The sequence below is a fragment of the Paenibacillus albidus genome (assembly GCF_014644435.1).
Classification (GTDB): Bacteria; Bacillota; Bacilli; order Paenibacillales; family Paenibacillaceae; genus Paenibacillus_AQ; species Paenibacillus_AQ albidus.
The window spans coordinates 220,708-246,233 of the sequence record NZ_BMKR01000007.1; the positions used below are offsets into that span (position 1 = coordinate 220,708).

28 protein-coding genes are annotated in these 25,526 nt (G+C 51.1%); 9 read left to right on the forward strand and 19 right to left on the reverse strand.

From position 1 onward, the window contains the following. Window positions 1-47 precede the first annotated feature (47 nt). On the reverse strand, window positions 48-1,247 hold the full coding sequence (locus IEY53_RS10670) for an endonuclease Q family protein (RefSeq protein WP_189024682.1): 1,200 nt from the start codon (window positions 1,245-1,247) through the stop codon (window positions 48-50). After that, entirely contained in the window at window positions 1,238-1,810 is a 573-nt protein-coding gene (locus tag IEY53_RS10675) for an NUDIX hydrolase (RefSeq protein ID WP_189024684.1), read from the reverse strand. The genes IEY53_RS10670 and IEY53_RS10675 overlap by 10 nt, the downstream gene beginning before the upstream one ends. A gap of 76 nt (window positions 1,811-1,886) precedes the next feature. On the opposite strand from IEY53_RS10675, the gene IEY53_RS10680 reads away from it, so the two are divergent. Beyond that, on the forward strand, window positions 1,887-2,060 hold the full coding sequence (locus IEY53_RS10680) for a hypothetical protein (protein ID WP_189024686.1): 174 nt from the start codon (window positions 1,887-1,889) through the stop codon (window positions 2,058-2,060). A gap of 118 nt (window positions 2,061-2,178) precedes the next feature. Here IEY53_RS10680 and IEY53_RS10685 read toward each other — a convergent pair whose 3' ends face one another. Beyond that, on the reverse strand, window positions 2,179-3,306 hold the full coding sequence (locus IEY53_RS10685; RefSeq protein ID WP_189024688.1) for a tripeptidase T: 1,128 nt from the start codon (window positions 3,304-3,306) through the stop codon (window positions 2,179-2,181). 101 nt (window positions 3,307-3,407) lie between these two features. Here IEY53_RS10685 and prli42 point away from each other — a divergent pair, with 101 nt between their 5' ends. Beyond that, window positions 3,408-3,509 (forward strand): stressosome-associated protein Prli42, encoded by a 102-nt coding sequence (gene prli42, locus IEY53_RS10690; protein ID WP_189024690.1) that lies wholly within the window; start codon window positions 3,408-3,410, stop codon window positions 3,507-3,509. Window positions 3,510-3,600: 91 nt separating this feature from the next. Here the strand turns inward: prli42 and lipB are convergent, their stop codons facing one another. The 5 genes from lipB to lpdA form a co-directional block, all read right to left on the reverse strand. After that, on the reverse strand, window positions 3,601-4,296 hold the full coding sequence (lipB, locus tag IEY53_RS10695) for a lipoyl(octanoyl) transferase LipB (RefSeq protein WP_189024691.1): 696 nt from the start codon (window positions 4,294-4,296) through the stop codon (window positions 3,601-3,603). A gap of 42 nt (window positions 4,297-4,338) precedes the next feature. Next, a complete protein-coding gene (locus tag IEY53_RS10700; RefSeq protein ID WP_189024701.1) occupies window positions 4,339-5,748 on the reverse strand; it encodes a dihydrolipoamide acetyltransferase family protein in 1,410 nt (469 codons plus the stop codon). An 830-nt stretch (window positions 5,749-6,578) separates the two neighbouring features. Then, the gene (locus IEY53_RS10705; protein WP_189024703.1) at window positions 6,579-7,565 is read right to left on the reverse strand and encodes an alpha-ketoacid dehydrogenase subunit beta; all 987 of its coding nucleotides are present in this window, start codon (window positions 7,563-7,565) and stop codon (window positions 6,579-6,581) included. Next, the gene (locus IEY53_RS10710; protein WP_189024705.1) at window positions 7,565-8,599 is read right to left on the reverse strand and encodes a thiamine pyrophosphate-dependent dehydrogenase E1 component subunit alpha; all 1,035 of its coding nucleotides are present in this window, start codon (window positions 8,597-8,599) and stop codon (window positions 7,565-7,567) included. The genes IEY53_RS10705 and IEY53_RS10710 overlap by 1 nt, the downstream gene beginning before the upstream one ends. Before the next feature lie 215 nt (window positions 8,600-8,814). Further along, entirely contained in the window at window positions 8,815-10,236 is a 1,422-nt protein-coding gene (lpdA, locus tag IEY53_RS10715) for a dihydrolipoyl dehydrogenase (protein WP_189024706.1), read from the reverse strand. Between the two features lie 181 nt (window positions 10,237-10,417). On the opposite strand from lpdA, the gene IEY53_RS10720 reads away from it, so the two are divergent. Continuing rightward, complete coding sequence (locus tag IEY53_RS10720; protein WP_189024707.1) at window positions 10,418-10,726, forward strand: DUF2627 domain-containing protein; 309 nt, start codon at window positions 10,418-10,420, stop codon at window positions 10,724-10,726. Window positions 10,727-10,831: 105 nt separating this feature from the next. Here the strand turns inward: IEY53_RS10720 and IEY53_RS10725 are convergent, their stop codons facing one another. The 3 genes from IEY53_RS10725 to IEY53_RS10735 all read right to left on the reverse strand — a co-directional run bounded on the left by IEY53_RS10725 (window position 10,832) and on the right by IEY53_RS10735 (window position 14,699). After that, a complete protein-coding gene (locus IEY53_RS10725) occupies window positions 10,832-12,685 on the reverse strand; it encodes an ABC transporter ATP-binding protein (protein WP_189024708.1) in 1,854 nt (617 codons plus the stop codon). After that, window positions 12,666-14,426: an ABC transporter ATP-binding protein gene (locus IEY53_RS10730; RefSeq protein WP_189024876.1), complete on the reverse strand. Its 1,761-nt coding sequence runs from the start codon at window positions 14,424-14,426 to the stop codon at window positions 12,666-12,668. The genes IEY53_RS10725 and IEY53_RS10730 overlap by 20 nt, the downstream gene beginning before the upstream one ends. Window positions 14,427-14,489: 63 nt before the next feature. Continuing rightward, a complete protein-coding gene (locus IEY53_RS10735) occupies window positions 14,490-14,699 on the reverse strand; it encodes a hypothetical protein (protein ID WP_189024709.1) in 210 nt (69 codons plus the stop codon). Between the two features lie 166 nt (window positions 14,700-14,865). Between IEY53_RS10735 and IEY53_RS10740 the strand changes: the two genes are divergently transcribed. Further along, window positions 14,866-15,444, forward strand: coding sequence for a thymidine kinase (locus IEY53_RS10740; RefSeq protein ID WP_189024710.1), 579 nt, complete (start codon window positions 14,866-14,868; stop codon window positions 15,442-15,444). Window positions 15,445-15,766: 322 nt separating this feature from the next. Here the strand turns inward: IEY53_RS10740 and IEY53_RS10745 are convergent, their stop codons facing one another. Next, window positions 15,767-16,285: a DinB family protein gene (locus IEY53_RS10745; RefSeq protein WP_189024711.1), complete on the reverse strand. Its 519-nt coding sequence runs from the start codon at window positions 16,283-16,285 to the stop codon at window positions 15,767-15,769. Between the two features lie 135 nt (window positions 16,286-16,420). Between IEY53_RS10745 and IEY53_RS10750 the strand changes: the two genes are divergently transcribed. From IEY53_RS10750 to IEY53_RS10770, 5 genes are all read left to right on the forward strand, one after another. Beyond that, window positions 16,421-17,086, forward strand: coding sequence for a hypothetical protein (locus IEY53_RS10750; RefSeq protein WP_189024712.1), 666 nt, complete (start codon window positions 16,421-16,423; stop codon window positions 17,084-17,086). Beyond that, on the forward strand, window positions 17,070-17,585 hold the full coding sequence (locus tag IEY53_RS10755) for an accessory gene regulator ArgB-like protein (protein WP_189024714.1): 516 nt from the start codon (window positions 17,070-17,072) through the stop codon (window positions 17,583-17,585). Before IEY53_RS10750 ends, IEY53_RS10755 begins: the two co-directional genes overlap by 17 nt. A 4-nt stretch (window positions 17,586-17,589) precedes the next feature. Continuing rightward, window positions 17,590-17,709: a cyclic lactone autoinducer peptide gene (locus IEY53_RS10760; protein ID WP_189024715.1), complete on the forward strand. Its 120-nt coding sequence runs from the start codon at window positions 17,590-17,592 to the stop codon at window positions 17,707-17,709. Between the two features lie 21 nt (window positions 17,710-17,730). After that, complete coding sequence (locus IEY53_RS10765; protein ID WP_189024717.1) at window positions 17,731-18,066, forward strand: LytTR family DNA-binding domain-containing protein; 336 nt, start codon at window positions 17,731-17,733, stop codon at window positions 18,064-18,066. A gap of 245 nt (window positions 18,067-18,311) precedes the next feature. Next, window positions 18,312-18,488, forward strand: a complete 177-nt coding sequence (locus tag IEY53_RS10770) for a sporulation histidine kinase inhibitor Sda (protein WP_189024719.1) — start codon at window positions 18,312-18,314, stop codon at window positions 18,486-18,488. Between the two features lie 73 nt (window positions 18,489-18,561). Here IEY53_RS10770 and IEY53_RS10775 read toward each other — a convergent pair whose 3' ends face one another. The 7 genes from IEY53_RS10775 to IEY53_RS10805 form a co-directional block, all read right to left on the reverse strand. Continuing rightward, complete coding sequence (locus tag IEY53_RS10775) at window positions 18,562-18,918, reverse strand: hypothetical protein (protein WP_189024721.1); 357 nt, start codon at window positions 18,916-18,918, stop codon at window positions 18,562-18,564. A gap of 122 nt (window positions 18,919-19,040) precedes the next feature. Further along, a complete protein-coding gene (locus IEY53_RS10780) occupies window positions 19,041-21,383 on the reverse strand; it encodes an ABC transporter permease (RefSeq protein WP_189024723.1) in 2,343 nt (780 codons plus the stop codon). Between the two features lies 1 nt (window position 21,384). After that, window positions 21,385-22,146, reverse strand: coding sequence for an ABC transporter ATP-binding protein (locus tag IEY53_RS10785; protein WP_189024725.1), 762 nt, complete (start codon window positions 22,144-22,146; stop codon window positions 21,385-21,387). 107 nt (window positions 22,147-22,253) lie between these two features. Then, entirely contained in the window at window positions 22,254-23,513 is a 1,260-nt protein-coding gene (locus IEY53_RS10790) for a HAMP domain-containing sensor histidine kinase (protein ID WP_189024727.1), read from the reverse strand. Further along, window positions 23,510-24,193 carry a response regulator transcription factor gene (locus IEY53_RS10795; protein WP_189024729.1) on the reverse strand — a complete coding sequence of 228 codons (684 nt, stop codon included), beginning with the start codon at window positions 24,191-24,193 and terminating at the stop codon, window positions 23,510-23,512. The genes IEY53_RS10790 and IEY53_RS10795 overlap by 4 nt, the downstream gene beginning before the upstream one ends. Before the next feature lie 139 nt (window positions 24,194-24,332). Next, window positions 24,333-24,641, reverse strand: coding sequence for a hypothetical protein (locus IEY53_RS10800; RefSeq protein WP_189024731.1), 309 nt, complete (start codon window positions 24,639-24,641; stop codon window positions 24,333-24,335). A 114-nt stretch (window positions 24,642-24,755) separates the two neighbouring features. After that, window positions 24,756-25,415 (reverse strand): helix-turn-helix domain-containing protein, encoded by a 660-nt coding sequence (locus IEY53_RS10805; protein ID WP_189024733.1) that lies wholly within the window; start codon window positions 25,413-25,415, stop codon window positions 24,756-24,758. Window positions 25,416-25,526: the final 111 nt, after the last annotated feature.

Genomic DNA, 25,526 nt, shown 5'->3' on the forward strand with positions numbered 1-25,526 from the left:
ATATGAGGAAACGTCCCTTTCTATGACTTGTCCTTGAAGGCCAGACGTTAGGATCGGGGCTTGGCCACCTTGCCGTAGGTCCCGCCGCCGCCCGCCGTCAACGCAAGCGTACCGGAACGGGCGGCAGCGATATGTGCAGCCAGTTCTGTCCCCACTACTGCGGCAATGTCCTCTTCTGCAGCGGCATGGAGAATATTCATTTCGGTGCTAAAAGCCTGCAGCAGGAGATTCATCTTCGCTTTGCCCAGCCCCGGAATGAATTCCAGCGGCACTTGGTAATGATACGGCGGCCGGTCAGCCGGTACAAACGGGGTCTTGCGGTCGGCGATGTCGAGGATCCGGTCAAAAACCCCTTTTACCAGCTTGAGGCTGCCGCAATACGGACAACGCTCCGAGGTGGCATAAGCCTCATCAATAATGCTGCCGCACCCGCCGCAATAGGTCCGGTGGTATTTGCCCAGCCGCGGATTAAGCCCAAAGTTGGCGCTGACACGCCGCCCCTCTTTACGTTCAAGAGCCAGCTTAAGCTCGGCAAAAGAGGGTTCGGCAAGCTCCAGCACATTATACTCCCGGCCGATTTTGCCCAGGGAATGGGCATCCGAATTGGTCAGGAAGGTATAGCGGTCCAGTTCGGACAGATAACCGGCCATTTCCGAATCTGCGCTAAGTCCAAGCTCCACCGCGGCGATCCGGTCCAGGTCGAACAGGTCTGCCATCCGCTCAGCCGCACACCCATACAAGCCTTTATGAGGCGTGAAAATATGTGCGGGTATCAGCAGACCCCCGCGGCCGTAAATCTCGTCCTGCAGCTCTCTCGCCGGAACATACAGCCGCTGGGAGCTGAGGTTGACGTTCCGCATATGGCGGCTCATCCAGCCGCTAAAATCGCTCATTGCCGCCAAATCGGGCAAAAAGGCCAGCACATGGCACTCTTTACGCCCGGGTTCCCGGATCTCGATCTCTGTCCCCAGGACAATCGTTGTCCCCCGGTAGGCGATGCCTCCGCCTTTAGCGACCGTCATCTCGCCGGATTCCAGCGCATCCCGAATATCGCGGAGGACGCCCGGCGAATGGCTGTCGATGATGCCGATCAGTTCTATCCCCTTGCGCTGCGCCGCTTCTTTGGCTATTCCGGCAAAGGTAAGGTCACGGCTGCCGCTGATTTTGACCGCCTGTCCTTCCGACGTCCGCCCAATATGCACATGCAGGTCACAGTAACAGGACTTCAGCTGCGGTTCTAGTGCCATTGCCCGGTTAACGTATGCAGGTGCCAGGCATAGACTGCCATCATCGTTTTGGCATCGGCAATCCGTCCGTCGGCTATATATTGATACGCTTCCTCCAGTGTAAGCTCAGAGACCTCAAGGAATTCGTCTTCATCCAGAGCCATATCGCCCGCTTGTGCATTCTCTGTGACATACAGGTGAATAATTTCATCCGCAAAGCCCGGAGAGGTATAAAAAGATTTCAGCAGCTGTAAATCCCCGCTGTGGTATCCCGTTTCTTCCTGCAGCTCACGGCCTGCCGCTTCCAGCGGATTTTCCCCGGGGTCCAGCTTGCCGGCGGGGATCTCCACTTCGGTCCGGTGCATCGGCTGACGGTACTGCTCGACGACAAGCATTTTACCTTTGTTCAGGGCGAGAACTGCCACTGCGCCAGGATGCTTCACGACTTCGCGGGTAGCGGTATTGCCGTCCGGCAGCCGGACGGTGTCCACCTGCAGGGTAATTATTTTCCCGTCAAAAATAGGCAATGTGGACAACGTCTCTTCATCCAGCGCGGGGTTGCGGTTCTTTTCATGAATTCCCATAGATTATTGGTCTCCTTTGTCTTGGTTCTGCATAGGGTGTATTATAGCAAACTTAACGGGAAAGAAGGAAACGGACATGAACGAAATCTTCAGCCGTACAAGCTCCGCTGCCGTCATGATGGCAGGCAAACCGGATCAGATTCAAGCGGTTCTCGCCGGATGGATGGCGCAATATGGGCGTGATATGCCGCTCGTATATATCCTGTCTCTGCAGGCTGAGCATAGAAGCAGACCGTGCAAGGCCGGATAAATCGACTGAAGAAGTCAACGTTTCTGTCCTGAAAATGAAGACAAGGAGCTGTTTCCCGGGGCTATCAGGCCCGGAAAACAGCTCCTTGTCAGGTTGATCAGACTTGCCGCATGTGCGTTCAGCCTTTGGCGCTTTCTTCGATAATCGCCACAACCAGCCGAGAGGTCTGGACAATATCTTCCGCCCTGATCCGTTCCTGCGTCGTGTGAATGTGCTCATACCCAATGGCCAGATTGATCGTCGGCACCTTCAAGCCGTTGAAGATATTGGCATCGCTGCCGCCGCCGGAATGAAACAGCCGGGTGGTTAGCCCAAGCGAGGAAATCGCCCGATCCGCCAGCTGCACCACCGGATCATGCTCATTGAAGCTGAAGGCCGGATAGATGATTTCACTGCGGAATTCGCATTCCGCGCCATGCTCGCGGACGGTTGTCTCCAGCGCTTCACGCATCGCGGCAATTTGCCGTTCTACCTTCTCCTGCACGATACTGCGGGCTTCCGCATCCAGTTGTACATGGTCGCAGACTACATTCGTCGGGCCTCCGCCGGCAAATTTGCCAATGTTGGCGGTAGTCTCATGATCAATTCGCCCCAGCTTCATGGCCGAAATGGCCTTGCTGGCGACCTGAATGGCGCTGATGCCATCCTCGGGATTCACACCGGCATGAGCCGATTTCCCAAAGATCTGCATCGTCACTCTTGCCTGGGTCGGTGCAGCCACAGCAATTGCGCCAACCTCGCCGTTCGAATCCAGTGCGAAGCCGAAATCGGCATCCAGATGTTTGGCTTCCATCGCCCGGGCACCGAGCAGCCCGGATTCTTCACCGGCCGTAATGACAAATTGGATCTGCCCATGCGGCAGCTTCTGCTCCTTAACCACACGGATTGCTTCGAAGAGCGCAGCCAGGCCGGCTTTGTCATCAGCGCCAAGAATCGTGCTGCCATCGCTTCTGATCCAGCCGTCTTCCCCCAGTATCGGCTTAATTCCCTGTCCGGGAACAACGGTATCCATATGGCAGGTGAACAACAGCTTTGGTGCCGATCCGCCGTTCTCCGCAGGCCAGGTCACAAACAGGTTGCCTGCTCCATGTCCCGTTCTCTCCTGAGAATCGTCCTCGATGACGTCCAGCCCAAGCGCATTGAATTTGCCCTTCAGAACATCGGCAATCTCCCGTTCATTTCCGGTCTCACTATCTACACGGACAAGCTCCATAAACTCCTGGATCAATCGGTCTTGTACTATCATGGACTTTTCTCTCCTTCACGGATACGTTACAATGGTTATATAACTGTCCTAATACGTAATGGTATATGGTATTACTTAAACTAAATTCAAAGGAGTCACTCATGCAACGTCAAAAATGGTTCCGTATTATCGTCTATGTCATGCTCTTGGCAATGATCGCCTCAACGTTATTACTTGTTATTGAGCCTTTCCTTGCCGGATAAACGGCACAGGAACGTTATTCACAGCGGCCAGGCGTTGCCCTGCCGCTGTTTGGCCTGTTTTGCAGAGGCACGCTCCCGGCTCCAACCCCTGCTATAAAACTCCGACAGGCCTATATGGAAAATGCTTCAGAAAAAAAGGAAGCAGCTCCCGGGCCACCTGCTCCAGTTCAAAAGTACGCCCGGTGCATTCCTCCAGCGACGTCACTCCATACTCCGTAATCCCGCAAGGGATAATCCCCGCGAAGCCCTGATTGGAAATCCCTTTGGAAATGTTAAAAGCAAAACCATGGCTGGTAATGAAACCGCGCCGGAATTTGCTTTTGTTAAACTTGATGCCGATGGCACAAATCTTCTCGTCTCCAACCCAGACTCCCGTGTATTCCGGCTTGCGGTCCCCGATAATTCCGTAAGAAGCCAAGTAATCAATGATCACTGACTCCAAATCACGCAGGTATCCATGCAGATCGACACGGCTCTCTTCTCCGAGTTTCAGCAGCGGATAACCGACAAGCTGGCCGGGTCCATGGTATGTAATATCTCCTCCACGGTCGATTTCAAACAGCGCTATGCCTTTTTCTTTAAGCTGAACGCTGTCCAGGAGAAGATGTTCGGGATGATTCTGTGAACCGATGGTATAGGTCGGCGGATGCTGCAAAAGAAGAAGCCGCTCCGGCTGTTCACCGGAGTCAATGGCAAGAACCGCTTTTTTCTGCAGCTCCCAGGCTTCGCCGTATTCTACCAAAGGGGCATATGAAATTTCGAGTATACGTTTGTCCGTGTTATTCATGATTATCAGGCCCCTTATCCGAGTCTCCTGTCCTCTAAATGCTCAATACAGCTTGGTCTCCGGCGTATATCCCTCCACATTATCCTTCACACGCTGCAGGAACCGTCCGCAAATAACTCCATCCAGAATCCGGTGATCCAGGGAGAGGCAAATGTTGGCCATGGAGCGCACTGCAATCATATCATTAATAACGACGGGCTTCTTCACGATGGATTCAAACGTCAGAATCGCAGCCTGCGGATAATTAATGATTGGATAGGAGAGGATGGAACCAAAAGATCCTGTATTATTCACTGTAAACGTACCGCCCTGCATATCATCCAGGCGCAGCTTGCCTTCACGGGTCTTCTGGGCCATTTCTTCAATCTCGCGGGCCAGTCCGGCTATATTTTTCTGGTCGGCCTTTTTGATCACCGGTGTCATTACGGAATCTTCTGTGCCCACCGCCAGAGAGATATTGATATCGCGTTTAACGATGATTTTGTCCACAGCCCAGACCGAATTCATAATAGGATAATCCTTAATCGCACTTACGACTGCCTTCATCAGGAAAGCCAGATAGGTCAGATTGACACCTTCCTTGCGCTTGAACTCATCCTTGAGCTTGTTGCGCAGCACCACAAGATTCGTTACATCCACCTCGATCATGGTCCAGGCATGGGGAATTTCCGAGACGCTTTGGCGCATTCTGGTTGCAATCGTATTGCGGATCGGAGTAACGTCGATTAAGAACTCCGAACTGCTGCCCCGGCCGCCTTCCACTTCAATCGTCGGAATACGCGGGGATTCACTAAGATGCAGGCCGGAATTGCGGACCTGCTGGACCACTTCCTGCTGGTCAGGCTCCGGCTGGGGCACCTGAAAGGCGGGCTGGGGCACTGCGGCCGGAGCCTGAGTCCGTGCCGGAGCGCTTGCCGCCGAAGCAACGCCGCTTTCAATATAGGCCAGCACATCCTTGCGTGTGATGCGGCCTCCCATGCCGGTGCCCGGCACGGCAGTCAGATTAACATTATGCTCCGCAGCCAGAGTCTGGACTGCCGGAGAATAACGTGCACGCATCGGCGCAAGGGCATCGGATGCTGCTTGGGCATGGGCCGCAGGCACTGCAGCCTGCGACTGGATAACGGCAGGACGCTGCATAGCCGGAGGTGCTGCATGCGGAGCCACCTCAGCTGCAGGTGTTGCGGCAGCAGACGACGCAGGCACGGCAATACGGCAGATCACTTCTCCCACATTCACCGTCTGACCTTCCTCTGCGAGCAGTTCGCCCATAATTCCATCAAGAGTGGAAGGAAGCTCAGCATTGACTTTATCTGTTATCAGCTCACACAGCGGTTCATACTGCTCCACTGGATCACCGGGCTTTTTCAGCCATTTGCCGATCGTTGCCGATACCAGCGATTCGGCCAGCTGCGGCATGATCACATCGGCCAACGTTTGGTTGTCAGACATAATTTCACTCCTTAAAAGTTTTACGAAGCTTAACTTCTGTGATTGTCTTCGCAGTAAAACTTGCTTCGTAAGCATCAACTTAGTTTTACGAAGCTTTACTTCTGTGATTGTCTTCGCAGTAAAACCTGCTATTGCCCTTATGGAACATCTTCGCTCCACAGGAACTAGTATAGTTGGAATTCCGCCAACTAGGGCGTGTATTCAAACCCGAACCGAAGGAGAACAGAGGGAAGTAAGGGAGAAACCGGAGGAAGGTTTCCCTATTCTCCCTGCTTTGCATCCTCTCATTCCTCCCATTCCGGGGGTTTGAATACACTGCCTAATTGGACAAAAAAACTACAAAATCGAAATTTAGTTGTGTAAACCGGCTCTACCGCAAAATAAGCTGTTGACAGACTTAAACGGACTGGAGAAGCGTTATTTCGCAAAATAAGCTCATTTTGCTGGCCAAACGGACTCAGGAGCCGCTAATTGGTCTATTGGCCCTCGTTTTGGGCTAGAGTTCATGAAATAAGCGCTCCTGTGTCCGCATAAAAGGACAACATTCTTCGTTTCCTCAAATAAGGTCCACGGAGTCCGCTTCCTTGCACAGATGGTCCGGTAACCAGTTGTTGCCCGGCCCCAGTCAACCGCTGATTTGGACTTAAGCTTATAAACCACCATTAAATCGCCTGAAATTCCTGTTACACCTTCAAAATCGCCGAATTAGGCGGAAAAACTCCACCTAATCCCGATCAAATTAAATATATCGCTAATTTGGCGGGAATTATCCCACACATTCCAAAGTCAAAGTAAAGCAATCTATCCCCTCAAATCAAACACTAAAGCTCTTAATATTGCGCAAGCCGCAGCATCTCAGCCTTTACTTTATCCTTGCTCAGCATGAAGAATTTCTCCATCGGCGGGCTGATCGGCATCGCGGGCACATCCGGTCCGCAGAGACGGAAGATAGGGGCATCCAGCTCGAACAGGCAATGCTCGGCGATAATGGCAGCCACTTCACCGCCGATGCCGCCCATTTTGTTGTCCTCGTGTACAATCAGCACCTTGCCGGTCTGGCGGGCTGCGGCGATAATCGCGTCACGGTCGAGCGGCTGCAGTGTACGCAGATCCAGAATATGTGACGTAATGCCTTCCTCCTGTTCCAGCTCCTCCGCCGCCTGCATGGCAAAATGCATCGGCAGGCTATACCCGATCACTGTGATATCCGTTCCCTGGCGCAGAAGGTTCGCTTCGCCAATCGGCACGGTATAATCGCCTTCCGGCACTTCTTCCTTAATGAGCTTGTAGCATTTCTTGTTCTCGAAAAAGAGGACCGGGTCCGGATCGCGCACGGCCGCCTTCAGCAGGCCTTTGGCGTCGTATGCCGAATATGGAGCCACGATCTTCAGTCCCGGTGTTCCAAAAAAAATCGACTCCGGACACTGGGAATGATACAGACCGCCAAAGATCCCGCCGCCGATCGGCGCGCGGATGACGACCGGACAATTCCAGTCATTATTGGAGCGGTAACGGATTTTGGCCGCTTCGCTAATAATCTGATTCGTCGCCGGAAGCATGAAATCGGAATACTGCATCTCCGCAATCGGCTTCATGCCGTACATCGCAGCCCCGATGGCCACCCCGGCAATCGCCGATTCCGCCAGAGGCGTATCCAGCACGCGTTCCTCACCAAACTGTTCCTGCAAGCCTTTTGTGGTGGTGAACACGCCTCCTTTGAGGCCAACGTCTTCCCCGAGCACAAACACCGAATCATCGCGCTCCATTTCTTCTTTCATCGCCAGCCGGATGGCATCGATATATTCCATTATTGCCATTAGTTCTGCCCCTCCTTGGACGCGGATTCCCCATACACATGCAGCAGCGTATCCTCCGGTTTCGGAAACGGCGCATTGTCGGCGTATTCGATCGCCTCTTTCAGCTCCAGATTGCATTCCGCAATCATGTCCCGCTCCTGCTCGTCACTCCATAGCCCCAGTTCCGTCAGATAGCTGCGGAATGCGGCAACGCCGTCTTTGCTCCAAGCCTCATCCACTTCTTCTTTGGTCCGGTAAGCCAGATCGTTGTCGGAGGTGGAATGCGGGGACAGACGGTACATCATCGCTTCAATCAGTGTCGGCCCTTCACCCGCGATTGCCCTCTCCCTTGCTTCCTTCACGACACGGTACACTTCAAGCGGATCATTGCCGTCTACGCGTACGCCCGGAAATCCGTAGCCCAGGGCCCGGTCGCTAATCTTGCCCCCAAGCTGTTTGTGGGCTGGAATCGAAATGGCATATTGGTTGTTCTCGCACATGATGATGACCGGAAGCTTGTTGACCCCGGCAAAATTACAGGCTTCATGGAAATCCCCCTGATTGCTGGAGCCTTCCCCAAAGGTGACAAAAGAAACAAATTTCTTTCTTTGCATTTTGGCTGCCAGCGCGAAACCGACGGCATGCGGCACTTGAGTAGTAACCGGACTTGAGCCTGTTACAATTCTCAGGCGCTTGCTTCCGAAGTGGCCCGGCATCTGCCGCCCGCCGCTGTTCGGATCTTCCGCCTTGGCGAATACCGACAGCATCAGTTCACGCGTAGTCATGCCCACAGAGAGCACAAACGCATAATCCCGGTAATACGGTAAAAAATAATCCTGTTCCCGGTCCAGTGCAAACGCCGCCCCTACCTGCGCCGCCTCCTGGCCAATTCCCGAAACGTGAAAGTTGATCTTGCCGGCCCGCTGGAGCAGCAGGCTGCGCTCATCGTATTTGCGTGAGAGCAACATATATCTGTACATATCGATGACCTGGCCGTCGCTGAGTCCAAGCTGCTTATGTCTGTTAAGGGTTGTTGCCGTATTCTGGGATTCCATAAAAGATACCTCCCTGTTCATAAAACCTGAAATGATGGTTCTTAAGACCATTTATGCTCTGATCTTAAAACCAGGTACTAAGTTTTGACTTGCCCTTATTATAATCCTTTTTCACTCCAAAAGAAAAGCCGGGAAAAGGCCGATTAGCAACTATTTTCCGCCAAAGGTTGGCTTCATCCGCTGCAGAACGTCTTCTTCCGGCCCATCTTCTTTCTTTAGAAGCCAATTGCCCTTCCATCCACGGCAAGCATTGCCTCGCCGATAATCTCGGATAACGTCGGATGAGCATGAATCGCTTCACCGATCTCCCAAGGTGTAGCATCAAGCAGCTGTGCCAGTGCCGCTTCACCGATCAGGTCGGTGACATGCGGCCCAATCATCTGCACCCCCAGCAAATCCCCGCTGCTGCGGTCGGCGACAACTTTGACAAATCCGTCCTTCATTCCGTATACAATCGCTTTGCCGATCGCCGAGAAAGGGAACTTGCCGGTCACAACGTCATGGCCCAGCACCTTGGCTTCCTTCTCTGTGTATCCTACACTCGCCACTTCCGGCCGTGAATAGACACAACGCGGAACAAGATGCTGGCGATACGGATGGAGCTTCTCCCCGGCCAGATGATTCACTGCCATGATCCCTTCATGGCTGGCCGCATGAGCCAGCTGCAGGCCTCCGATACAGTCGCCGATCGCATAGATATGCGGCTCATTCGTCTGCATATTGGAGTTGACCGAGATTACCCCTTTATCGGTACGGATATCGGTATTCTCCAAGCCGATATTCTCTATATTAGCTACTCTGCCCACCGATACGAGCAGCTTCTCTGCCGCCAGGCTTTGGCTCTGCTCCCCTTTGCGGACAGTCAGCGTGACCCCGGTGTCCGTTACCTCGCAGCTCGCAGCATCGACCAGAGTGTCTGTCAACACTTTCACACCGCGTTTCTTCAGCAGACGCTGCAGCTCGCGAGCCACCTCTTCGTCCTCCTGCGGCAGCAGTTGTCCGGCCGCTTCCACTACGGTTACCTGTACACCAAAGTCGGCCAGCATGGAAGCCCATTCCACGCCGATCACTCCGCCCCCGACAATAATCATCGAGGCCGGCAGCTCTTCCAGCGTCAGCGCTTCTTCGCTGCTTAGAATCACTTTGCCATCCGGTTCTAGCCCCGGCAGAACACGCGGACGCGAGCCGGTTGCTATAATGAGGTTGGCGGAGACCACGGTCTCCATCTCGCCATCCTCCAGCTCCACCGCCACAGCGCCGCTGCGCGGGGAGAAGATCGAAGGACCGGTTACGCGCCCCTTGCCTTTAATGACCTGAATTTTATTTTTGCGCATCAAATATTGGACACCCTGATGAAGCTGCTCCACCACGGATTCCTTGCGGCGCTGCACCTTGGGGAATACCAGCTGTACGCCGGTGGTTTCGATGCCGTAGCTCTCACTCTCGCCGATCTCCGCATAGACCTCGGCACTGCGCAGAAGCGCTTTGCTGGGAATGCAGCCGCGGTGCAGGCATGTCCCGCCCAGTTTGTCCATTTCGATGACGACAACGGACTTCCCGAGCTGTGCGGCACGGATCGCAGTCACATACCCTCCGGTTCCTCCGCCAAGCACTGCCACGTCACATGTAATTGTCATGATATGTATCCTCCAGTCCTTACAGACGATTCTGATTATTAATTCACAATTCACCTAATCCATTGTACTCCCTTTTACGCGTTTAACAAAACTTACAAACGTCATATGCAAATAGACTTTTTGGCATTGAAGCGTTATCATAAAAGGAACACGAAAGTAACGCGAAGGGTAGGAAGCACGCATGAGACTGATGATTTCACGCTTTATCGCCATCCTGATTCTAGTGATCCCCGGCCTCATCGCCATGAAGGGCTTCCTGATGATGAAAGATGATATTTTTAATTATATCTCCATGCATGGCGATGATACCGTGACCCCGGTCTTTGCCTGGCTGCATTTTGGCGGCGGACTGCTGCTGTTTCTGGCCGGCATGACCTTCCTGGGCGGCTGGATTCTGGCCCGTGACCGCAAGAAGAACTACGTCGGCCCCCGGTTCAGGGAGAAGAAACCAGGCCACACGGCGCCTACGGAAGCCGGAACGAATCGTTGAGATTTCCGGCAGTGCCGTTAACCGCCCCTCCATACAAGCGAGAACGTTACTTGCCGTGCAGCAGCGCAGCCGGGAACGTTCTCGCTTTTTTTGCCTTTACCTGTTCTATACTCTGCCGGCTTCCTCCTGCTTCCGGCCCTGCACCAGCTCGCTGTACAGTCCGCCTTGCCCCAGCAGCTCTTCATGGGAGCCCTGCTGCATTAAACGCCCGGCCTGCAGCACGAGAATACGGTCTGCGGCGCGTATGGTATTCAGCCGGTGGGCAATGACAAAGCTGGTCCGGCCCTTCATCAGGGCCTGCAGGCCTTGCTGGATTTTGATCTCGGTCACGGTGTCGATACTGCTTGTTGCTTCATCCAGCACCAGCATCGACGGGTCCGCCAGAATCGCCCGCGCAATGGCCAGCAGCTGCTTCTGGCCTTGGCTGATGCCGCTGCCGTCTGCGGAGAGCATCCGGTCGTACCCGCCCGGGATCCGCATAATAAACGAATGGGCATTCGCCAGCCTGGCCGCCCGCTCCACCTCTTCATTGCTGGCGTCCAGCCGGCCGTAACGGATATTGTCACGGATGCTGCCCTTGAACAGGAACGACTCCTGAAGCACAAATGCCATCTGGCTGCGCAAACTCTCCCGCCGAATCGAAGTGATGTCCCTGCCATCGAGCGTGATGCTGCCCTGCGCGGGATCATAGAAGCGGGATAACAAGCCGATCAGTGTTGTTTTGCCTGCACCGGTAGGTCCAACCAGTGCTATCATCTCCCCCGGCTTCGCTTCAAACGTGATGTCCCGCAGCGTATCCGCACCCCCGTCATAGGAAAAAGAAACTCCATTGAACCGGACTGCCCCCTCCACGGAAGCGAGGGACTTGGCCGCTCCTTCATCCCTCGCTTCCGTCTCCTCATCCATCACCTCGAAGACGCGTTCGGCACCGGCAATCGCCGAGAGCAGCGTATTCCACTGGTTGGCCAGATCATTCAGCGGGCGGGTGAACTGGCGGGTATACTCCACAAAGACCAGAATAACGCCAACGGTGACCGTCCCCTGAATCGCCAGCAGGCCCCCGACTCCCGCCACAATGGCAAAACTCAGGTTGTTCAGCCCGTTCATGAGCTTGGGAATGAAGCCGGAAATAGCCTGGGCCCAGTACCCGGTGAGCATAATACGTGTGTTGCGCTCCCGGAACCCCGAGATCACCCGTTCCTCCTGCGAGAAAGCTTTGATGATCCGCTGGCCGGACAATGTTTCCTCAACATACCCGTTCAGATCCCCGAGGTTGCGCTGCCGCTCTTTGAATAGCGGTCCGGTCCGCCGGGTAATCCAGCGCATCCCCAGCGCCATCAGGGGAACAACAATGAAGGTGAGCAGGGTCAGCAGCGGGCTGAGCCACAGCATCACGCCCACAGTTCCCAGCAAGGTCAGCACACTGGAAAAAATCTGGATGGCCGAGCTGTTCAGCGTCGAGCTGACATTCTCAATATCGTTGGTCAGGCGGCTCATGATCTCCCCCTGCTGTCTGCGGTTAAAAAAGGAGATTGGCAGCCGGTGCAGATGAGCGAACAGATCGGTACGCATCCGGTAGATGGTCTCCTGGGCAATTTCGATCATCCAGATATTCTGCAGCCATGAGGTCAAGGAGAAGAACAGATACACCAGGGCCAGACTTAGCAAAAACAGCCCCCATGACCGCCCTCCCGCACCTTCCAGGTAATCATCCACTGCCATTCCGATCAAATACGGGCCCAGCAGCGCAAGTCCCGAACTGAAGACCACCATCAGCAAGACAAGGTACAGCTTCGCTTTGCGTTTGGCCAAATAACTCCAGATCCGCTTAAGCGTTCCGGCAAAATCCCGGGCCTTGGCTTTGGGCTTGCGGCCCGAGCCTGTGCCCAATATTTTGCCGGCGCCCAGCTCAATTACCGGACGCGGATGGCGAAAGGGCTCAAGTAATGCTTTGAACATACGGCGACGCCTCCCCTGTCTGCGATTCATAGATGGTCCGGTACAGCTTGGAGCCAGCCATCAGCTCTTCATGTGTACCCTGGCCGATTAACCTTCCTTCATCCAGCAGCAAGATCAAGTCCGCCGATGCCGTTGAGCTGATCTTCTGGGTAATCAGGAACGTAGTGCAGGACATTTTTTTCAGAGCTTCAAGCAGTTGCCCTTCGGTCACGGCATCCAGCGCGCTGGTGCTGTCGTCGAGAATTAGAATGGACGGTCTGCGCACCAGTGCCCGGGCGATGGTCAGCCGCTGCTTCTGTCCGCCGGACAGATTCACGCCACGCTGCCCGAGCTTCGTATCATAACCGTTCGGCAAGCCCAGTACGGTAGCATGAATCTGCGCCGCCTGTGCCGCCTGTTCAATCTGCTCTTGGGTGGCATGTTCGTTGCCCCAGGTTATGTTATCGCTTACCGAACCTGTAAAAAGAAGTACCTCCTGCGGCACATAACCTATGCCTCTGCGCAGCGCCGCCATATCCAGCTCCGTATTCCGGATGCCGTCCATGCGGATCACTCCGCCGGTCTCTTCATACAATCGCGGGATCAGGGCGACAAGCGAGGATTTCCCCGACCCCGTAGCTCCCATAATCGCCACCCGCTGCCCCGGCTGAACTGTGAAGGAAATATCCTCCAGGACGGGAATATCGCTTCCCGGATACCGGAAGCTGACCCGGTCAAATTCGACCTTCCCCTGTAGGGTCCGGTTTACTGCTGTATTCGTTGCACCGGTTGCCTTTAGGACAGCGGCCGCTTGATCCTCTGCTTGCTCTGCCATCACTTCACTGATCCGCTGGGAAGACGCCCGGGCGCGTGAGAAGGTGACTACGATCCAGGACAAGGCCGACAGGGCCCCGATCGTCCGCAGCGCATAGTTAATGACGGCAACCATCTGCCCGAGCGTAGCCTCCCCGGCTGCAATCTCAACCCGCCCAAACCACAGCACCAGCAGAATTCCCGCGTTGACAATCAGCATGATGAAAGGCATGGTCGTTTCGGTAAGGCGCAGCGCCGAGATCGTCGTTCTCATCAGATCGCCGCTGAACGCAGCAAAACGGCCAATCTCATGCCCCATACGTACAAAGACACGGATCAGCCTGATGCCCGTCAGATTCTCCTGAATGACGCTGTTGACTCCGTCCAGCCGGTTCTGGACCGTACGGAACATGGCCGAGGCTTTTTTCATGACCCAGCTCAGGAACACAATAAGAACAGGCAGCGTCAGCGCCAGAATCAGCCCCAGCTTCACATGCACGATCAGCGCCATCAGGACACTGCCCAGCACGACCAGCGGCACCCGCGTCATAAAACGAAGGCTCATAAAGATGGTATCCTGAAGCTGCGAAACATCTCCCGTGAGCCGCGTAATTAAAGAGGATGCAGCAAAACGGTTGAACACCTCATACGAAAAAGACTGTACCTTGTCATACAGCTTATCCCTGAGATCAAAAGCAAATCCCTGACTGGCATGGGAAGCAAAAAAAGAGCTGAGCACCCCGGCGATAAACGCGACCACTGCGCTTCCCACCAGAATACCACCCCACAGCCATACTACCGAAGCATTTTGTTCCCTGATGCCCTGATCGATGATTTTGGCGATCAACACAGGCTGGGACAACTCCACCGCCAGTTCAATCAGCATCATCAGCAGAGCAGCACCCGCAGCCACTCTGTATTTTTTGAGAAAAGTGAAGATTAAGGCCATAATCATTCCTCCGGACGGACCGCCGCTATGCAGTGAATGTGCATCTGTTCGTGCAGCCATTTTCTATTCATACAGCGCTTCCCTCAAACGTGTGGACATCGCAGACCCTTGTCCCGATTTCAAAATCACCCTCCGGAGTGCCTTGTTGCTGCGGTTCAATTCCGTCAACTCCGCCAGCATCTCCTCCATAAGGCCCAAAGCTTCCGCAGATAAGTCTCCGCTTGCCTTAAGAACGGCCAGCCGTTCCTTGTAGGTATCCATTTTGTCAGTCACGTGCAAAACTTCCTTTCCCGGATGTGTTCTCTGATCCTGAAACATTATTTTAGTATACCATATCTTCATGTTTTCACTGGCTACAGAAGCTTCGAATATGATACTCTAATAAAGTCGCTTTTTTCGGAAAATATAAATACGGCTTATAACGAAGGGACAGATGGACGTGGCACAATTGTTTTTCAAATACGGGGCAATGAACAGCGGCAAATCAATTGAGATCCTCAAGGTGGCACATAATTACGAGGAACAGGGCAAGTCGGTGCTGATCTTCACCCCCTCCATTGATGACCGGGACGAGGTGGGTTACATCTCTTCGCGGATCGGGCTGCGCAAACAGGCCATTCCCATTGATGAGAAAACCGATATCTATAGTATCGTTAGTACGAACCTGCCCAAACCCCACTGTGTGCTGATCGACGAATGCCAATTCATGAACAAAGACGGCATTTTGCAGCTGGTGCGGATTGTGGATGAGCTGAATATTCCCGTTATGGCCTTTGGGCTCAAAAACGATTTTCAGAACAACCTGTTCGAAGGCAGCAAATATATGCTGATCTATGCGGACAAAATCGAAGAAATGAAGACCATCTGCTGGTTCTGCGAGCGCAAAGCCACCATGGCCCTGCGTGTAGAGAACGGCAAGCCCGTATACAGCGGCAAGCAAATTCAGATTGGGGGCAATGAAGCCTACTACCCGGTCTGCCGCAAATGCCACAAGAATCCTCCACTGTCTGCACTATAAAAAAGAAAAAGCATTCCGCAGCCGGACGAAACCGGGCGGAGTGCTTTTTTAATCTATGACGGTAATGGAACGAGAACGAGCTGCGATAGGGAATTATACCCGTTAATTATCGAATATTGGCCAAGGGCTGAATGTTATAGGGAAATACACCCGTTAATCTTCCTTGAAACCTTTGATTGGAGTGTATTTGATGATATTAGCGGGCGCGATTCCCTCTAAAGTAGCGAAAATAGCTTAGTTAGCAGTTGTAGTGGGCAAATTTCCCTATAGTCGAGCTGTAGAGTCAGCTACAGAATGAAGTCGCGGTCAGAATGGGCCGGACCTATTGCAAATACCGCTCCCGAATAATGTTCAAATGATGCAGCTCATGTCCGATCAGAATGGCGGCTTGCGCTCTGGCGGAGATGGGATTCCCGTTAGCCGTTCCGGCTAGGGTGGACACTTCTTCGGGAAGGCTGGCTACAAGAGCAAGCGTCGATTCACGCACCGCTTTATATTGCCCCAGGAGCTCCTGAAGGGTGAAGCGCCCGAACCCGGCGGCAGCCACATAGTCACCCTCTTCAAACCCGGCAAGCGGCGTCTTGTCCCCTCTGGCAATACGGAGCAAACGGTAGGACATGATCCGCTCAGTATCTATTAAATGCCCCAGTACCTCTTTAATACTCCATTTCCCGGGAGCGTAGCGGTAATCCCCCTTCTCTTCGCTTAACCCGCCGAACATGGCCAGAACCTGCTGTGACTGTTGCTCCAAAAGCAAGTGGTATTCTCCTTCTGAAGGCACTAAGGCAATATAACCCGCGGAATATTCCGCATACTCCTGGCGTTCTGGACGACTATTCATGTAACACCACGCTCCATTCAATTTTTTTTGTAAAATTAATGCGGGAAGTGTCATTTCCCGTTGTTGTATTTTAGAATATTATGTATTATATTTGCAACACAAAGGTTTTTCACGCTGGACATCGGGAGTGTAGGGATGGTTGATTTTATGCTGTATATGGGACTTTCGATATTGGAAACAACTGCGATGTTATTCTTAACTTTCAAGATATTTAAGATTGACATCTATATGAAGGAAATTTTATTTGCCGGAATCATTATGGCATTTATCTCTTACGTGTTACGTCATGACTATGGCTTAGCCCAAGTTGATATTTTAACCCAATATATTTTGGCATTCTGCTTTATATGGCTTTTGTTTCGAACACATATTTTCTATGCGGCGATAATGAATGGTCTATCCTACTTATGTTATACCTTGATACAGTCTACATATTTATTAACAATGAACCTTACTGGCTTTTTTCATTTAAAGTTCCCCTCCGTTACTGGAAGCACTTATTTACTTCAAATCCTCCCGGCAGTTACGACAATAATAATCGGTTTGTATATTGGCAAGAAGCGGAAGGGCTTTGATTTTGTACCGGACAAACCATACGGAAGAATCATTATTAACAAGCGCGATATCATACTTTTTGCTGTTAGTGTTCCCTCAGTTATACTGGTTCTTGCAATGATATATTTAGCCGAACATTATTCTCAATTTTTCTTCCTCATCCCTTTGATGTATGGAATTATATTGAATGTATATCTAAGAATATCTTATAAGAAGGACCGGGGAGACTATGAATTTAATCGCTAATAGAATTGCAGCCACTATCAAAAAAGCTAATCCCGAAGAAACTCACTCTTTAGAAATTATGCAATATGCGTTAGTCATTATTCTAAATACATTATCTATCGTTCTTTTGACTTTTGGCATTGGACTGATCACTGGTAATCTTGTGGATTCTCTAAGTTTTTTGTTTTGTTTTTCAACGTTACGTTTCTTGTCTGGAGGTTTTCACCTTGCCAAATCCAGAGACTGCATTATTGTATCCGTGTTAATAAGTACTGTCATACCTCATTTTTTTATCCTAACCGAGCATTGGCTGTTAATTACCAATGCCTTGTCTGTACTTATTATGCTAATGTTTGCACCTAATCCGGACAGGAATGCACAAATCCCCAAAAAGTTTTTCCCTTATTTAAAGGTGATTTCGCTGGTTTTGGTATGCACCAACTTTTTTCTGGATTCCTCAGTGGTAGGTTTAGCATTCTTTGCACAATCAGTAACCATTATACCCTGGAAGAGGAGGTGAACTCATGAAAAAACAAATCGCTAAACATACTTCAGCGCTTCTTGCCTCTTCTGCTCGCTTTTTCGCTGCTGTGGTAAAACCAACGATTCATAGTCCAGAAATTCCAAAAGAACTGCGGAAGTAGTCTAACAAGGATGGGGAAAACATGCGTGTCTTACGAAATGACGGCACCTCCATGGATGTCCTGGAGGAAGAGATATTGTATTTCTCTAATTACAAGAATACAATATTCGTCCATACACAAGAAGGCGAGTTTGTTCTCCCCACCACGCTGTCTGATCTTCTCGCTGCTTATGGAAGCATAGGATTTGAACGGCTTGACCGCAGTAATGTCGTCAACATCAACAACATTGAGAGTTATGATTCCGAACGGAAGATCGTTTATTTTAAGGATGGGGAGAATTTCACTACCGTCTCGGAATCGAATGAACGCCGTCTCAACAAATACTTAGCGGCTCGCCCCAAGCAGCCTCCGGAATAACAGTATTGTTCATTTTTGTCCAATACTCTGTATTCCGCCGGTTTGACCACAGTACCAGCCTGATACCTTAGGGTACCAGGCTGGTTTTCTTTTTAAGATGACATAGGAATCGGGTATTATCCCATAAATCCCACCATATGTAAAGAACAATTCGCAGGGTGAATGTAAGGAGACGGGCACTCTTCCAAATGGTACCATTTAAAGAAGTGATCTTTTACATTCTTAACCACCTATGGAGGAATCCTATGAATTATCAATTTCATCCTTCTCCGCGCCCCTCGTCCCTTGAATTGTTATCCAATGAGCAGTTGCTGAACATCTATGAGATGGCGGTCGAGGCCAAGGCTTCACCCGATTTTATCGAAATCATCAAAAATGTGATGAGCGGCAGGAACCTTATAGAAACTGACAAGCCTGATTGATCCGGGCAGTTCCAGCTTCACTTATTTGTCCTATATAGACCACCCTATCTCCGATTTCCGAGATGGGGTGGTTTTAGTTTGGCTTTGCAATCAGTAGAATCACACCCACCAGAAGCATCCATACAGTCATCTTAATCAGCAAACCCCCTGTAGGCGGCTTATAATGCCCTCTCTCACCGTACAGGCTGACCACCAGCAGACCTGCCAGCAGCCAGTTATTGATCATTCCAACCTGCAACTGATCCAGGGTTATCGGCGGATCACGGAGCAGGCCCAGGAGCTGCATCAAGACATTAAGCACCAACCCGCCTCCGCTTACCCTAATGGCTATGGACCAATGTTTGCCGGTACGGGACCATTTCTTAGTCCCCAGTATCATCCAGCGAATAAGCAGCATAAGCGGGGAACACAGCAGCAGCGGAATAGTCAAAATAATCAGAATTAGTACAGGCCAGCCTGCCCTGACACAACGTTTTATCCGTAAAGAAAACCTGTTCAGCACTCGTCTTAATGGGGGACTCACCCTTATTTTGTGTGGAGTGTTCATTACGATTACTCCGTGATTAAAGCATACGCTGTAATCCGCTTGATTCGGCGTGACACGAATAGCGACACAAGGTAGGCTAATCCTGTCATGGCGAAACACAAGGTAAGGACAAGCGTAGCAGGTATAATAAAATGCACATGGGTAATACCGGCATCCGCGAACAGCAGCTCCAGTATGGAATTGGTGTAGAGACTGGCCAGCACTCCACCGGCAATTATACCGGCAATGACTATGGGCGCAAAACTCAGAGCCACTTGGGTCATCAGCTGAAATGAGGTGTAGCCTGTCGCTTTTAGAATCCCCAGTTCCTTTTTACGTTTAAGAATCGTGGTTCTAATCACCAGGTAAAGAATCAGGATGACCACCAGCACCGTGATGGCCAGGATCACAACCATCACCGAAGATACCGCTGAAGTATACGCTTCGGTGCCGCTCTTTACCGATTCATCCACATCCGTTAAAGACTGAATGACGTCTCCATACTCCGCTTTTGCAGTACGGATGAAGTTCGGGGTAGAGGCACCGTCCTTGAGATATACGTTGAGAGTCATAGCTTTGTGTCCTGGAATCAGGTGTCTTACACCTGCCAGGGTCAGAGACGCCCCATTTGTCCCCGCCTGGAACGATTGCTTCAGACCGGTGATCAGATAGGCATGGGCTGTGTTCCCGATTTCTACTTTGAGCATATCACCTATGCTTTTACCTAGCCTTACGGCCAGTCTTTCGGTGATGACGACTTCATTGTCATACTGCGGATAACGTCCTTCATAAACCGTATGGGTCTCCAGTTTGCCATAATCATCCGAGAACTCCGTAGTCACCCGCTGCCCTTCGGCTGTCGTTGTTAGATAATCCAGAAGGTTAACCTTCTCTACACCCTCCATCTGAGCGATCTGCTGCAGAAGTTGTTCGCTGTCTTTACCGGGCTCGACCTGTATACCGACATTGGGTTTCTCGGCACCGACCATTTGGTAGAAGGCCTTTTGCTCTACTGCAATATTGTAGTACAACACTACTGAAAAGACCGAAGCAAAGGTAATCGCGGTTATAATGCTGCCGAGCATCAGATTCTGCCGACTGTTGGCCAGCATTGTTTTGCAGGCAAGCACAAGTTGAAGGCTGCCCTTGGCCTTATCCAGCGGGAGATGATTCCGCCTGAAATTATGAGTCATCAGCCCTCCCCGCAATGCCTCTGCAGGGTGAAGCTTGCGGATGCGTCTGGAGGAGAGCAGTCCCACCGCAAGCACGAGCAAGACTACTATGCCCACACTCCCGAGATCCGTTCCAAAGTGGGCCCCATGGGTCCAGAGCAGTCCGGCCAGCGAAGAGATCACCCCGCTGAAGGCTGGCATGGCGGCATAAGAACAAGCCACACCTGCCGTACTTCCAGCGATGGCGATCAGCAAAAATTGCAGCACAATCGAAGCCAGAATTTGTGCGCTCGTGTAGCCCATGGCCTTGAGCACACCGATGTTGACCATCTCGTCATTAATGTGATCGGTAATACGGAACTTGATAACCGTGAGTGATACCAGCACGAGGATTGCGGCAAAAGCAACCATAATCATCGCTATAATAGTGATGATTAAAGCACTGCTGCTTTTCGCCGTCTCCAGGTCCGCTCCCCAAAAACCGGGATCAACCGACTCATTCGATAACGGGAACTGTTTGTTGTAATCTCTTAACAAGGTGCCGGAATCGGCACTATTCTCAAAAACGGCCGACAGCAGGATACCCTCAGCCTCAGGCCCCAGTGCTGTGGACAACTGACGGTAAGCATTGTCCGGCAAATAAAACTTCAGCATGGCCATTTTGGTTGTCCCCATCAAGGTGGACTCAAAAAATCCGGCTACCGGGTATGTATATGTTTTATTTCGATAAGTAAGGGTGAAGGGGTCTCCCTGCCGATATCCGCTTGCTTTCAGGTTATGGGGGATATAAATACCACCGCTTGTCCCCGAAGCAGTCTCTCCGCCGGATATAAGCGGAGCTATTCCTCTCACACTATCGGCATTCAGCACCGCGGTACGGATGCTGAAATCGCTTTGGTTGAGCCGGAGCATGGCTGTGGGCAGCAGTATCACCCGCTCCATTTCCGCTTCCTCCACGCCTGGATAGAAACGAATATAATCTCCGTAGGACTTCTTATAATTTGCGCTGTTCATTACAAGGCTGACATGGGCATCGTGCAGCTCCTCAGCTTTGTCTTCATAAAAACTGCTCATTCGGGTGGCAATCGCCGTCCCTATATTCAGCAGCAGAGAAGCGACACAGATCAGGACTAGCAGGGAGAAGGTGGCACTTTTCCCTTTTCTAAGGTTAGCGAGGGAGAGATGGAAAATTCTCATCTTACCACCCCATCTCAGCCAAAAATGCAGTAAGCCGTGTCTGCCGCATATCATAGTGCCGGAGATCAAACGCCTCCAGCGCCAGATCTCCGCGAATCATTCCGTCGCGCAGGTACAGGATACGGTTGCCCCTCAAGGCGGTCTTGATATCATGCGTGACCATGACAATGCTTTGACCGTTCCGGTTCATCCCGCTCATTACATCCAGCACACTGCTGCTTGATGCCGAATTCAGTGCGCCGGTGGGCTCGTCGGCAAACACAATCCTGGGACTGTTGATCAATGCCCGTACAATTCCGGCCCGCTGTGCTTCACCGCCTGACAGCTGGGAAGGGAACTTGCCCCATGACGCCTCATCCAGTCCTACCTGAATAAGCAGTTGCTTGGCTTTGGCGGCAACAGCCTGCTTATTCTTGTTCACCAGCAGACCGCTGGCCAGTAGATTATCCAGCACGCTCATATTGTCCAGCAAGTAAATTTGCTGGAACACAAAACCGCAGTTGTTTCTGCGGAACACGGCAAGCTGATCATTGCTCAGCCTGGAGAGATTTGTATCCTCAAAGTGGATGTCGCCGAGCGAAGGTTTGTCCATGCCGGAAAGTGCATAGAGCAAGGTTGATTTGCCTGATCCGGAGCTGCCCATGATAACGGTGAAATCGCCCTCCATCAGGCTGATGTCCAGGTTCTTCAGCACATGCTGCTGGATTCCGCCGGAAGAGAAGCTTTTGCATAATTTTTCTGTTCTAAGCAACGTCTTGCGCATGAAAAGATCATTCCTTTATGGATAGTTTGTAAGATGGATTACCGTCCTATCATACAAAATCAATCCTTACTGAATCTTTGTCCAATCCTTAACCGTTTCTTAAATCGTCAAACAAGCCGGATGCGGAGCGTGACTGAAAAGCCGTCATCCCGGTTGTGGCATTCAATTTCGCCCTGCATACTTTGCATGAGATATTTGGAAATAAACAGTCCGAGACCTGCCCCGCTGCGGCCTGCGATGTTATTGCCCCGGTAAAATTTATTGAACAACAGCGGCAGCTCGTCCGGGCTCACCCCATTTCCATAGTCCTTAATCTCGATCTGCAGATGGGAGGGTGTTATAGAAGGGGAAATATGGATAGCCGTTCCTGCATATTTGTAGGAGTTGCTCACTACATTATCGAAGACCTGCTGCAAGCGGACCACATCGGTTAAGATGAGACAGTCCGGAATGCGTTCACAGACAATTTGCCCGTCATAATTCACATTTGCGATGATTTCCTGCAGAACCCTGCTGTATTCCTCAGCAACATTTACCTTCAGCTCTTTTAATTCTTCCAGTGTCGCATGGAACATATCGGTAACCAGCAGATCAATTTGCTCTGCTTTGGAGTAGATCATGTTCAGTTGTCTGATCACTTTCTCATCGTCAGCCCGCAGCAGCAGCAATTCGCTAACGGCCTTAATGGAGGCGACCGGCGTCTTGACATCATGGCTCAGGCTGGCAACGAGTTCTTTCTTGCTGCGGTTGGCCTCATATTCACTTTGGCGCGCTGCCGCCAGCTCCTCCCGCATAATATCGAAGCTTTCGGTGAATGCGCCAAATGGATTATGGGTATCCATGCTTAACGGAATATCCAGGTTCCCCCGGGCTACGTTCAAGGCAAAGCGCTGCAGCTTTCTAAATGGCGTCAACACGACACGATTCAAAAAGACCCCATAAAGTACGCCGAGCACGATTAACACAGTAAAAGTAACCCATACTACTGCCATCAGCTGCTCCTTGCCCCTCTGCAATTGTGTGCTGAAATCATCGCGAAGGATCAGTTTGCCCGCAAGCTTCCCGTCCACCTGCACATCCAGAACCGGATCCCTGTGACGAATGGCCTCGTTAATGCTGACAGGCAAACCTGCTGCCGATTGATAACGAACACTCCCACTTTGATCCAGGACGACAAACTTCTGTGTGATTCCGCTGTAATCCGCTTGCTGGGGTTGTTCCCAATGGCTCTCAACTGTCTTGAGGAGCTGGTTGGCCATCACCATATCCACATCCGTATTCACCGGGGTTTGAATCGTCCGCACCGACAGCAAGATGCCTGTAATCAATACAACCAGCATCGTCAAAAGCATCGCTTTGGCTTTCATCGCCTGCCATCCTCCAGCACGTATCCGGTCCCCCACACCGTTTTGATAAGTTGTGGATTATTGGGATCGGCTTCGATTTTCTCGCGCAAATGACGGATATGGACGTTCAGGGTCCCATCTCCGGTAAACGAGTCGCCCCACACTTTGGAGAACAGCTCTTCTTTGGGAACTACCCTGTTTTTTTGCTGTGCCAAATACACAAGCAGCTTATATTCCAGTGTCTTGAACTTTGTTTCTACGCCATTCACCCGAACACGGGACAACCTGCAATCGATCTCTACCCCGCCGAACTCCAGCATGTCCTCTTGACTATGGTTGCCATATCTTTTGAGAACAGCTTTAACCTTGGCCAGCAATATGCGGAGTGTATATGGTTTCTGGATATAATCGTCACCGCCGATATTGAGGGCAATCAGCACATCGTCTTCGCTGGAACGGGCACTGATGAACAGGATCGGGATCTGCGTGGTTTTCCGCAATTTTTTACACAGTTCGAAACCCGAGGTCTGGCCCAGATTAATATCCAAGAGGATTAAGGACACTTCATGCTCCTGTAAAAAAAGCTCACAAGCCTCCGCACTCGTCACATATGCCGATTTGACTTCAAACAGATTAAAATACTCACAGGTGGATTCCGCCAGAACCACCTCATCATCCACAATCAAACATTCATAATTCATTAGCATGACTCTCCGTTATCCTCAGAATTGATGTACTGCCTTCCATTCCCTAAGATACCATGAAAAAGAAGCTCCGGGGTAAACAAAAAGACAGGCCGCAGGCGGCTCTGTCTCATGGTATGATCTCCTGATATGGAGGTTATTCAATAATTTCTGTTTTAAATACATTCTCCAGCTTGCCGCCGAGTCTTTTTTTGAGCGGGACTTTGATGTCTCGGCCCAATTCCTTAAAGAAAGTGTCCGCATCGCATTTTACGTTCTGAGCGGTAGCTGTGATGACCCCGTCTCCGACAATATTCTGGTTCACGTCCAGCGGAACATCCACTTCGATATCGTATTTTTTGGTCAAAGTCTTAATGTAACGGGCGAAAATCTCCAGCAGTTCCTCGTTGTTAAAGTTCTCAATCGCGGCTTTCCCTTTGCTGGTAAATTTCATGTTAATCTTCATCGTTAGGTTCCCCTTTTCTGTCTAACCATTTTATTGTTTTATGGATCAAGATGAATAGATGGCTGCAAGAAGGGCAACATTATTCATTTTGGAGATAACCGCTGTGATAAAGCATTATTTGTAGACCCCTTTTACTTGCTGCACTTTGAATTGGGCAAATTCCTTCAAACCCTGGATCACAAACTCCTGATCCTCTTCCTTCAGCTCATAAATGGATTCCCGAAGCCATTCGCCAAACATAAAAGCCTGCCGGCCCCGGCGGGGCTGTTTTCTTAACGAGTCCAGACTTCCCTCGAACTTATCGTTCAGACAATCGTTAAGATTATATTTCTCAATCTTCTCAATTACCATTCCTGCCCCATATTCCGTTTCATATACGATCACCTCGTTGGAATCAAAAGAAACATAGGAGGTTTCTTTGCCTTCCTTGGCCCGGAACTCCTTGAGCTTGTTAAAGGCTTTCTCATAAATGTAATCCTGGGACTGGTTATGCTGCGGCAGTTGATACCCTTGCTTTAAGGTCTTGATGTATTCAATATCCGGCATATAATCCGCCAGGTGATACATCCGGTTCTTGAGGTCTGTGCCTAAGGCATCAATAATTTTATCCAGATTATCTTTAAGCGGGATACTTTCTCCCCGTTCGATTTTGCTAAGCTGCGAATAACTGATGCCGCTTTTCTCTTCCAGGCCTCTCAAGGTTAATCCTCTGGCTTTTCTGATGTGCCGTATGAAGTTCCCCAGCTCATCCGGATCGTTCTCAAAATCATTCATAGGAGTCACCTCTCTACTATCATAACACAACACAACAATTTGTGTTTCATAATAACAATTAATACCTGCAATTTTTATCTTTGTACATTAAAGACCAGACTAAAAATGTGG